Annotated in this window: 8 protein-coding genes; all 8 read right to left on the reverse strand. The window is 60.8% G+C overall.

Features of this window, described 5'->3' with window-relative positions; genetic code table 11:
- Positions 1-17: 17 nt before the first annotated feature.
- Entirely contained in the window at positions 18-269 is a 252-nt protein-coding gene (locus ACR9ZN_RS05890; protein WP_481271589.1) for a hypothetical protein, read from the reverse strand.
- Positions 270-483: 214 nt separating this feature from the next.
- A complete protein-coding gene (locus tag ACR9ZN_RS05895; RefSeq protein ID WP_481271590.1) occupies positions 484-954 on the reverse strand; it encodes a Ros/MucR family transcriptional regulator in 471 nt (156 codons plus the stop codon).
- A 278-nt stretch (positions 955-1232) separates the two neighbouring features.
- Positions 1233-2033: a class I SAM-dependent methyltransferase gene (locus tag ACR9ZN_RS05900; RefSeq protein ID WP_481271591.1), complete on the reverse strand. Its 801-nt coding sequence runs from the start codon at positions 2031-2033 to the stop codon at positions 1233-1235.
- A gap of 464 nt (positions 2034-2497) precedes the next feature.
- Positions 2498-3850 carry a M48 family metalloprotease gene (locus ACR9ZN_RS05905; RefSeq protein WP_481271592.1) on the reverse strand — a complete coding sequence of 451 codons (1353 nt, stop codon included), beginning with the start codon at positions 3848-3850 and terminating at the stop codon, positions 2498-2500.
- A 94-nt stretch (positions 3851-3944) separates the two neighbouring features.
- A complete protein-coding gene (locus ACR9ZN_RS05910; protein WP_481271593.1) occupies positions 3945-4229 on the reverse strand; it encodes a hypothetical protein in 285 nt (94 codons plus the stop codon).
- Positions 4230-4297: 68 nt separating this feature from the next.
- Positions 4298-5764, reverse strand: a complete 1467-nt coding sequence (locus ACR9ZN_RS05915; protein WP_481271594.1) for an HlyD family type I secretion periplasmic adaptor subunit — start codon at positions 5762-5764, stop codon at positions 4298-4300.
- Entirely contained in the window at positions 5764-7932 is a 2169-nt protein-coding gene (locus ACR9ZN_RS05920) for a type I secretion system permease/ATPase (RefSeq protein WP_481271595.1), read from the reverse strand. Before ACR9ZN_RS05920 ends, ACR9ZN_RS05915 begins: the two co-directional genes overlap by 1 nt.
- A gap of 45 nt (positions 7933-7977) precedes the next feature.
- On the reverse strand, positions 7978-8382 hold the full coding sequence (locus ACR9ZN_RS05925) for a hypothetical protein (RefSeq protein WP_481271596.1): 405 nt from the start codon (positions 8380-8382) through the stop codon (positions 7978-7980).
- Positions 8383-8439: the final 57 nt, after the last annotated feature.

Here is an 8439-nt window from a genome sequence, read left to right on the forward strand (position 1 = left end):
GGATCAACCTTTCTCTTTCACAGCGGGGGTTCGTCTTTCTTCCCCCTGCCCTCTTCCTTTCGGCGGCCCGGCCGATTGTCATTGGCCGCCTGGTGCTTCTCGAACGCTTCCCGCGCCAGCTGCCGGCCGATCGAGCGCGCGATATCAAGCACGATGCGATCCAGCTTTGCGGGATCCCTATCCTCGCCGGTGCGGCTCGAACCGGCGAGATCGGAATTGTCGTTGGACGGGGCCGAAGGTGTCGGCTCCGTCTCGGTCTCTTTTGCCATCAGGTCGCTCCCAAGAATGGATCGACCTGTCATCAGATGCTTCCGAAGAGCAAAGGAAAGCACGAAGTTCATGGCGTAGGGCCATGGCGTACAATGACTTGCGAATTGCGGTTTTGCTTCGCACCTCATGCCTACCGGACAACAGGCTGCAGACTCTCGATCTCGATCCATGCCGGCATCCACAGATCGGCCGATCCCGCCTTCGCTCAGATCGCTATGACGCCTTTTTCTTCCGGCTCTTGCTTGGAGCAGCAGGAGGCGGAGGCGCGGCCTTGGCCTTCTGGCGGATCTGGCCGAGGCCAAGCTCCTTCGCCAGACGGGAGCGCTGGGCCGAATAGTTCGGCGCGACCATGGGGTAATCGCTGGGCAGGCTCCATTTTTCCCGATACTGCGCCGGCGTCAGGCCATAGGCGGTTCGCAGATGTCGCGTCAGCGATTTGAATTTGCGGCCGTCTTCCAGACAGACCAGATAATCCGCAGTAATGGATTTCTTGATCGGAACGGCGGGCTTCAGTGGCGCATCCGCCTCAACCGGTTTGGGATTATTCAGACCGGTCAAGCTTCCATGCACCGTGCGGATGAGATCCGCGAGGGAAGCGGTGGCGACCTGATTGTTGGCGACATAGGCTGAGACGATATCGGCGGTCAGGTCGACCAGACTTGTGTCTTCTTCGAGCATGTTCATTCACTTTCTTTTTGTGTTGCTGTCGAAGTGAGTGACGTTTTTTCTTTATGAACGCAGCATTGTGGACCCGATCGCTGCGGTGGCTCCGATTCTCAGGCAATTTCAGGTAACTGTAAAGTTCTTCTTCAAAAACGATCTCAGTTTCCGGCGAAACTATTTCGAGCTTGTTCAGATTTTGCTTCAATCGCTGGCTCTCTGTGTGTGAAGTGGGACAAAGGTCGATGATCAGAGAACATTCAATTTACATTCGGCTATTCCCCGATCATTGAGCAGTCTCCTTAAAGCAAGACGAGCTGCCCGCATCCGTTCGCCAAGGCCTGCGCCCGACGACGTTCCCGCCATTCGGCGAATTCCATCGTGACGATCTCGCACACAGGTGCGACGCTGCGCCATTGATCGCGGTAGAAGCTGGTATCGATGCCGATGCCGCATTCCATGAACAGGCCTGTTCGCTGCTCGAAGTCGACACCCGGGCCTGAGGTCAGACGCTCGAAGCAGGGGCGGCCGGAATAGCGAAACGACGTCGAACCTTGCGGCAGAATGAATGCGCCATTGTCCGCGATCTGGGAGGCAATATCGATCACGGCGAATTCGAAAGATTTGAAGCCACGACGATCGCCCGAGGTCATCATCTTGCCAAAGGGTGGATTGGCGATCGCCCAATCGAAAACGCATCCCTCAAGCTCGTCCTTCCACCAAGCTCGCCAATCAAGCGCATCGGCGCAGATCCAGCGCGCTTCCGGCAACAGCTTGCGACCGATCTCGACGAAACTCGGATTGATCTCGACGCAGGTCAATTCCACGCCGCCCCGCCATTTGGAGCGCTGCTGAGTCCAATAGGCGAGACCGCCGATGCCGGCGCACAAATCGATCACCCGGCCACACCCTGGCTCAAGGGCGAAATCGGCCGCCAGATCCATCGGCGTGAAGAACACGCCTGCCGCCGCGACATTGTTCTCCGCGCCCGGGTGCCAGTTCTCAAGAACGAAATCCTTCTCGTCCTCGCTCAGCACATCCTTTCTCAACACAGCTTCCGCCTCCGCGTGCGCCTTCATCTCCACCTTGCTCAACTTGCCCATTTTGCTGCCCTTCCCTCGGATCGGCGAAGCAGGTGCCCGCCTGCTTCCCGGGGCCGCGTGAGCGGTGGGCTGGAAGGGGAAAACAGGCTTCGCGGGGAACCGCCTGCACGGAACGCCCGCATGGGCGGGCGTGGAGGAAGGTGGGCGGAAGCCTGTTTGGGGAAGAGAAGGGCGAAGCCCTCGGTCCCCTCAAGAAGCCGCAATGTCGCGCGAATACATCATGGCTTGGCCGAAGGCCGACTGGACGAACGATCGTCACGCCGCGGGCGCAGAAACACGGACCTGGGTTCGGTAGAACGGCGGCGTAGAGCCTGGCCCGAAGGGCGCGCCGGCATGCGTTCGGTTCGCAGCGATAAGGAAAGTGGCCTCAAAACGGCCGGTCAGGATTTCACAAAATCGCAGATCAGGAATTGGCGACGCACGCCGCTCAGCCTCGAAGCAACATTCCATTGTTGTTGCCATTTTCAACGAGATCGAGGAGCGCTCTCCTCCGGCGGTCGTGCATGCCCTGCAGCAACAAGCCATTGCTGTTGCAACGTAGACAACCCTTCCTCGTAGGCACTTGCCCTTTGAAACAACGTGATGGAGCGATCGTCCCCGTCAGGAACCAGGATCTCGGTGGAAATCATGTCCTGCCTTATCCCCATACGATCGAGCCGGACTGACGTCGGTGGATGGGTGTCGATCGGATGGCCGACCACCCCTTCATCGAATGCGGCTGCAAGCAGTTGCTCCTTTGACCCCGAAAAGGCATTGGCGCAGCAATGCAGAAAGAAATCGGAGAGGTTCGTATAGGCACGCCCCTTATTCAGGATAGAAACGGTGTTGCCCAAAACCTCGCCCCACAATCGGGAATAGAGGCCAACTTTCAACAAGGATGTGCCCAGATCCATCGGACTGGCGGCGCGAGCCCCAATAACGTCGGCCTCAAACTCGCGTTCGCGACTAATCTGGCTCGCCGCTTTCGAGAACTCATATAGGCAAAGGCCGAGTATCGCCTGGACAGGGATGGAATAGAGAGCGCTCCACCCTGTGGCGGCCTGCGAAGCTGTCAATGTGCGGCCAAGTCGAACAAAGGCCGGCGCGAATTTACGGGAATAGGCGGTATCCCTGCCGATAAAATGCCCAAGCTCATGACCGATGACAGCCGCAAGTTCCTCTTTCTTCAACACGCGGCAAAGAGGAAGGGAAATATAGAGCGTTTCGCCCTGGAGGATTTCGTCACCACCAACCAGACTTATCGGTTCCGAGGTGACATAAAATGTCGGCTCCAACCCGACTACGACATGGTCCGGCGGAGAAGCACTCAACCTCTGTGCAAATCCATCCAGGAAAGTGAAGAAAGATGGTTCCTCCTCGCGAACCAAAGTGTGGCCCAGCACTGGCATCGGTGTGCGCTTGAGGAAAGCCATCGAAGCCATCAGTACGGCGATGCCGACCAGTATCCCTCCTCCGCCAAGGATCAGAACCAGGTTGAAGTGAACACTGCCGAGTGTTTGAGTTTCCGCCCGAATAATCGTCGCTGCCACCAAGATACCCTGCAAGATGACGGCAAAGCCGACAGCCAAGGTTACGATGCGCACGGTTGGCCCGAACAGTCGAGCAAGCGCATTCCTGTTTCGGCCCACGGCGAACGGCACGACCAGTGAAAGTACAATCGCCATGGCCCCCAGAAGAAGGGTCAAATAGATAGTGCTATCGAAGAAAGCGAAATCGGACGGCCTCGATTTCTGGGCGTGAACGATGAGCCAGGACAAGGCCGGCACGAGCGCGATCGAGACGATAAGAACAGCAACTCTCTTGAGGACATACAGCACGTCTAGAGCTTTCTAAACGGGATCCAGGAATGGGCAGAAAGGGACAGGTCGCAGGATGGCCTCGTCCCTTGCGCCTAACCTTCAGATACCGCCACTAATTGCGATTCAGCCTGTAATCATATTGCCTGGTACGGCCAAAATTCGGATCGTTTCCTATACGAATCCCTTGGTTCCCTGTCCCAGAATTGAAGCTCTTTGGTGGACCGCTTTCATCATCAACGCTCCATTTTGACGCTGGCGACGGCAATGCGGGATCGGCCGTCCTGGCCGGAAGTCCAGCATTGTACGACTTTTTGTGGTTGAGCTTCTTGTTTCCCGCCAATGCAGGGTTTGCGAGCAGCGAGCCTATGGCCACGGCTATAACCAGAACCGTTTTCATTCAGTCACTCCAGAATTTCCTTATTTTCATTGGTGCTGGCAAGAGTAGGCTACATCAGCGGATATCGCCTACCTCTCCTTCAGTGCCTCGCTCGCAACCTCGACGAGGGGCGAGAACACATATTCAAGGATCCTGCGGCTGTCGGTCTTGATCTCGACGGTGGCGGCCATGCCTGGGGTGAGCGCGACGCGATGGCCATCGGCATCCATCACCTCGCGGTCGGGGGCGAGCGTAACCGGGAACACTAGGTTCTGGGTGCGCTCGGCACCGGCAAATGTCGACTTGGCGATCTGCGCAGCCGGATTGCCCTCGAGTTGGGCAGCATCGGGCTCAGGGATAGCATCGGTCGCCACCGTGGCGACCGTGGCATTGATGGTGCCATAGCGCGTGAAGGGGAAGGACTGGATCTTCACCACCGCTTCCTGCCCCGGCCTAACGAAGCCGATATCGGTGTTGAGCACATAGACCTGCAATTGCAGCTTGGAGTCATCCGGCACGATGCGCATGACCTCCTGTCCGGGCACGACGACCTGGCCGACGGTACCGATGACGGAAGCCTGCACCGTGCCGGAGATCGGGGCGAGAATGGTTTTTCTCTCACGCTGCGCCGTGGCCTTGGCGAGCTTCTGGGTGAGATCGTCGATCTGGCGCTCGGCCTCGCCAAGCTTGACGGCGTTGTCGGAGACGAAAGTCTCCACCGTCTTGTCGATCTCTCGCGCCAGCACCTCGGCGCCGGATTCAGCCTCCGCCAGTTCGCCCTGATGGATGGCAAGCTGGGTGATCTGATACTTCAAGGTCTCGGTGGCATCGATGACACTGGCCTTGGTCACCGCCTGCTTGGCTTCGGCTGTCGAGCGCATGGTGACACGCTCCTGCAGCGTCGCAATCAGGGACTTCTGGGTCTCGACGGTCTGCTCGCTGCGATCCCGCGCGATCAGCTTGGCCTGGCGCTGCGCCTGCAGCGAGGCGAGGCTCGAGCCAAGCTGGCTCAGATCGGAGGTTAGAATGTGCTGCTCCCGGTTGCGGAGAAGCTCGGGAATATCGTCGCTCCAGGTAATGGAGGGAGGCGGTGTGAGCTTGCGCTGATGCGCGGCCTCGATGGCCGCGCGCCGTCGTGCCGCCTCGGCGTTGAAGGAGGCGAGGTTGCGGGTAAGGCCCGCCTCTTCCGCCTGTTCCTCGGTGGCGTCGAGTTGGAGGACAACTTCACCCTGTTTGACATGGCTGCCGTCTATGGGTGGCAGGGCCTTCACCTTGCCCGCCTCCAGTGGCTGGATGATCTTGACCTTGCCGGTCGGTTCGAACTTGCCCTGCGCCGCGGCGATGATGTCGATGCGGCCGAAGTAGGACCATACCAGCGAGACCACCACGAAGGCGCAGATGATTACGATCAGGGCCATGCGCACCGGCGATGGCGGCGTCTCCAGGATCTCCAGGGCCGGCGCCAGGAACTCCTGGTCCGAACGGCGTGGCTTGAGGCGTTTGGGCGGCCTGGGGATGGGCTGGCCTGCATTGGGCGGCGGAGACTGCGCGTTCATTATTCCGCTGCCTCCATCCTGTCGTTCTGCAGGGCCCAAAGTCGGGCATAGACGCCGTCGGGCCTGGCCAGCAGCTCGGCATGGCTACCGATCTCGACGATGCGGCCATCTGACATGCCGACGATGCGGTTGCAGGGCCGCACAGCAGCCAGGCGATGGGCGATGATGATCACCGTGCGGCCCTGGACGATCTGGCGCATATTGGTCTGGATCACCCGCTCGCTCTCATAATCGAGCGCCGAGGTCGCCTCGTCGAAGATCAGGATCGGCGGATTGGTGGCGAGGGCTCTGGCAATGGCGATGCGCTGGCGCTGGCCGCCGGAGAGATTGGCGCCGCGCTCCTCGATGATGGTGTCATAGCCTGCCGGCAGCTTGGCGATGAACTCGTCGGCGCCGGCAAGCCGAGCGATGGCGATGACATTGGCCCGCGGCAAGGCTGGATTGGCGAAGGCGATGTTGTCGTGGATGGAGCGGTTGAACAGCAGGTTCTCCTGCAGCACCACGCCGATCTGGCTGCGTAACCAGGCCGGATCCACCTGGGAGAGATCGGCGCCGTCGAGCAGGACCTGGCCTTCCTCCGGCGTATAGAGGCGCTGGATCAGCTTGGTCAGGGTCGACTTGCCCGAGCCGGAGGCGCCGACGATGCCGATCACCTCGCCGGGCTGCACGGAGAGCGAGACCGATTTGAGCACTTCGGGTGAGCCGGGCCGGTAGCGGAAGGTGACATTCCTCAGTTCGATTAGGCCCCGTGGCGGCGGCAGCACCAGGCTGGTCTGGGGCGAGCGCTCCGTCGGGGTGTTGAGGATGTCGCCGAGCCGGTCCATGGAGATCTTGACCTGCTGGAAGTCCTGCCAGATCTGGGACAGGCGCAGCACCGGCTGGGTCACCTGCCCGGCGATCATGTTGAAGGCGACGAGAGCCCCGACCGAGAGTTCGCCATCGATCACCGCCTTGGCCCCGAACAACAGCAACAGGGCGGTGGAGAGCTTGGAGACATATTGAATGGCGTTCTGGCCGCCGGCCGCCAGCATGGTGGCGTCGAAGGAGGTCCTGACATAGGCGGCCAGGCGCTCGGACCATTGGGCGTGCATCACCGGCTCGACCGCCCCGGCCTTCACCGTCTGAATGCCGACCACCGCCTCGACCAGGAATTGCTGGGAGATGGCGCCGCGATTGAACTTCTCCTCGATCATCTTGCGCAAGGAGGGGCGCACCGCCACGGCGATCAGGATGTAGAGCGGGATGGAGCCGATGACAATGAGGGTGAGCTTCCACGAATAGGCCCAGAGCACCGCGATGAAGACGATAGTGAAGACGAGGTCGATGGCCGAGAACAGCCCCTGTCCTGTCAGGAAGTTGCGGATGGTCTCAAGCTCGCGCACCCGGGCCACCGTCTGGCCGGCCGAGCGGGTCTCGAAGTAGCCGAGCGGCAGGCGCAGGAGATGGCCGAACAGCTTTTGGCCGAGCTCGACATCGATGCGGTTGGTGGTGTGGGAGAGGGCGTAGCTGCGTAAGTACTGCAGCACCACGTCGAACAGGCCGATGATGGCGATGCCGGCGACCAGCACGAACAGGGTTGAATAGCCCTTGTGGGTGAGGACTTTGTCGACCACGACCTGGAAGAACAAAGGTGTCACCAAAGCGAAGATCTGCACGAAGAGCGAGGCCAGCAGCACATGGGCGAGCGGCTTCCTGTAGCGCCACAGCGAGGGCAGGAACCAGCCAAGGCCGAAGGAGCGTGGATCCGAGCCCGCTCCGCGCAGACGCCGGCCGACCAACAGGACCTGGCCGCCGATCTCGGCGAGCACTACCTCGAGGGGGAGTTCGCGATCGATGCGGGTGATCGGATCGACCAGGCGGAACTTGCCGCTGGGGTTCTTGCCACCGAAGACCTGGAAGGAGCCATCGGCCACCCGCACGATTGCCGGCACGGGGATGGTCTCCAAGCGTTTTGGCGTGAGCCGACCCACGATACGGGCTTTGAGGCCGATCATCGCTGCGGCGCGCACCAGGTCGCGCTCGCCAGCGAGGCGCCCGGTCAAAGCGAGTTCCCCAGCCAGATGCTTGGGATCGGCGGCGATGCGGAAGAAGGCGGCGATGCCGCACAGGGCCCTCAGGCCGGAATCGAGCGGCTCGGTCGGAGAAACAGGGGCGGAAGCTTGGTCCATGAAGACTCGGAGGGAAACAACGGAAAGCGCCGCGGGCCGGCGTGCCTATCGGGAAGACGAGCCCCAGCCACCATGGGTGGGCTCGCTGCCACTGCCGGAAGCCAGAAACCCAACTTGGAAGGGATCGTGATGCTGGCCGATGGTGGCCGAGCCCGACTGGGTCCAGGAGGCCAATGTGTTGATCCAGCCATCGAAGAGGCTGTCCAGGGCTTCGGATGCCGGTGTCGAGACCGGCTGGCCGCGCACATCGCCAAACCAAGACGAGACGCCAGAGCCGCCGCGTGCGGGCTCGTAGACGAAATGCGCGCCCTGGTCGCCGACGCCCGCACTGCGGCCATAGGCGGCAACATGCCAAACGGAGGAGCGTTCTTCGTTGGGAGAGGGTTGGCCGACTTGAGAGGCCGTTTCACGAGGAGCGGACCAAGGGCGCAGACTGAAATCGCGAGACATGAGAAATGATCTGAACTGGGAGGAAGAAGAGCGGGAAGGAGACCACCCCTCCCGCCT

It is taken from the genome of Labrys sp. HAY1-8F (assembly GCF_056754975.1).